The 2,691-nt window shown below is 65.3% G+C and carries 1 protein-coding gene and 1 pseudogene; both read right to left on the reverse strand.

Annotation, left to right across the window (positions count from 1 at the left end; translation table 11 throughout):
- Positions 1–570: 570 nt before the first annotated feature.
- Positions 571–1,764, reverse strand: a complete 1,194-nt coding sequence (locus tag AB0I98_RS49700) for an amino acid ABC transporter substrate-binding protein (RefSeq protein WP_362953126.1) — start codon at positions 1,762–1,764, stop codon at positions 571–573.
- A 49-nt stretch (positions 1,765–1,813) separates the two neighbouring features.
- A pseudogene (locus tag AB0I98_RS49705) lies at positions 1,814–1,900 on the reverse strand (hydrolase); the annotation flags it as partial.
- Between the last annotated feature and the right edge of the window lie 791 nt (positions 1,901–2,691).

Consider the following 2,691-nt stretch of genomic DNA (forward strand, 5'->3'; position numbering starts at 1 on the left):
GTCCCGGACCACTGAGCATTTCGCGTCCGCGGGAAGGACGACGGGGGCGTGGAAACGGCGTGAGAGTTGCATGATCACTCCTCTTGATCCTGTTCAGCCCCCGTTTGCGTAGGAGGGGCTGGGTGGGGAAAGGGGCCCGGATACACCCGGGAACGTCCATTCGTACGCGGCCGGATAACCGCCCAGCACCAGTTGGGCGCCCGGGCGAACTCGCGGACCCAGGCGGTGAATGCACTGAGCACCGTGGTTGGACACCCCACCGCCCCAGGCCGAAGGTGCGGTCGGTCGGCCGTCGAAGCAGTTCGACTTGCCGGGGTCGCTGAATGCCTGGCGGTCGGGGGCGACCTCACCGACGTCGGCCGTGGCCAGGACCGGCAGCTGTGCGGTGCACAAGAAGGTGCTCGACACCGCCAGGCCGGCCGACGTCGTGCCCGTCGCGGACACCAGCACTGCCGCGGCAGTATGAAGGCCGCTCCGACAGACGACCACCGAGCCACTGAGAAGGCAATCCTCCAGGGACCGGCCGCCGGAAAATGTGGCGACCCGTCCCGATGGCTGCGATGGATCCCCTTACTCAGCAGTGAGAGCGTCCGCATAGGGAAAAATGAGGTCTCCGGAGGACGATTCCGGTGGCGACACCACGATCTGCCGCGACCCGTTTTGGAACTGACCGACCTCGTGGCCGGAAATTCCCTGGAACTGGACCTGCAGAACCCTGGGTTGTGGCCACTCACCCCTCGCGCCGAACCGGACATCACCCATGACGGTCGGGAATCTTTCTTCCCGCGCGTACGCCGAGAGGCTCTCGTCGTCGAAGCCGCCGGTCGCCTCGACGGCCTGAGCAACCACTTGCATCTGGGCGTACGCGAGCGGCACCATGTAATGCCCGAGCAGGTCGACACCGGCGTCTGCCGCACGTGCCTGGTAGGCATTCAGCAGTTCCTGAACACCCGGGAACATCATTTTGGGGACCGGAGCCCAGTACTCGTAGTTCACGAGGCCGTTGAGCAGCGGTCCGAGTGTCGTCTTCACCGCCGCATTCTGCGGGCCGATCATGGCACCGCCGACCATCTTCGGCCGGTAGTGGTGAGATCGGATAGTCCGTGCCAGGCCGATCGAGTCGTCCAGGTAGGAACACAGGAATAGCAGATCGCTGCCGGTTTCCGCGACGGCGTCGATGACGGGCTTGAAGTCCTCGGTCGACAGCGCGTAGGTGGCCTCGTGGACGACCTTAATTCCGTACTTCTCGGCGTTGGCCTTGGCCCCGAGAACAGGGTTGCGTGAGAACTCGGCATCCGCAGCGACGAGCGCCACGGTCGTCGGCCGCGGATTCTGCTGCGCGGCGAGTTCGAAGAAGCCCTCGGTGAGCGCCGCGTTCGGATCCGGCCCGGTCGGGATCATGGCGAAGTAGTTCGGATAGGCGAGCGCATTGTTGACGCCGAGGCCCATGAGCCCGACGAAGAAGCGCTGCCGCTCCATCACCAGCGGCATGGCCGGCAGGAGGGTATTGGTGCCGTATCCACCGATGACGAGGTCAACCTTGTCCTCGTCAATCAGCCGTTCGTAGATCCCGGGGACCAGGGAGGCGTCGCCCTGGTCGTCGTGGAGGACAAACTCGACCGGACGGCCGAGCAGTCCACCGCGAGCATTGATGTCCTCGCGCCAGATCTCATGGGCGAGCCGGGCTGACCGGCCGTTGTCCGCGAGGGGACCGGTCAGCGACAGGCAGTACCCAATGCGGACGGGAGCCTGTTCCGCGGCCATGTCAGACGTCGCTTCCAGCGCGTCCTGCGGCGAGCAGCTGCATCTCCCGCTGCAACGGCTGGTGGCCGTTCAGGACGACGACGCTCTCCTCGGGTGTCAGCAGCGCCTGCAGGCCGGACTTAGCTGCGTTGCTCATGGGTCCCTCTCCGGGTGTGCGTATCTGCGTGTTCAGAGTGCTCAGACGGACGCCGCCGATCTCGACGCCGGAATGCGGCCGTACGCGTCCGCGCAGGCACCCCTGAAGCCGAGTCGGTCAGCCACCACGCTGAATTGGCTGATATCGCGTCACGACTGGGCTCGGCTCCCGTATCGAGACGGTTTGCGGCGACAGTAACGACCCGCCCGCTCAAGTGGGTGACGCGTCACTTACATTAGCACTGACACTTGATGCGTCAACTAGACGCCGATCCGTCGTCCGTGCCCGAGCCTATATGCGCGACCGGACTCAAAGGTGACGCATCGTCTCCCACCTGAGGCATGCATCACAGGCCCCTTGGGCGCCGTGCGCCCCCAAGGAGTGCGAGGCATCACTCATGCAGACGTCACTGGTCGCCGTGACGGGTCGCGCCCCCTCTCGCGAGGTAGGCGGACAGTCGTCTGACGTGGTGGGCGGGACGGGGGCGGGGTGTCCGTATGGAGCGCGTCCATGCTCCCGCTGGAGAGGTAGCGGTGGAGGAAGACTGGACGACGTCGGTGCGGCGTTCGATCTCCCGCTTCAGCAGCCCCAGCGGGTTCGTGGACCGGATCTTCCAGCCCTGGGGGGAAAGTCCGCGAACGTGGTCAGATCTTCCTTGACCTCCACAGGAGTTCTCACACCTCAAGAAACTGCTAACCTCGATCTTGCGTGACGGTCCGCCGACGGAGTCGGTGGGCCGTTTTGCATTCCCTGCGGGTTGATGGGCAGGCCGAGGGCCCGACTTTCGTGTC

This window comes from Streptomyces sp. NPDC050211 (assembly GCF_040656035.1).
Lineage (GTDB): Bacteria > Actinomycetota > Actinomycetes > Streptomycetales > Streptomycetaceae > Streptomyces.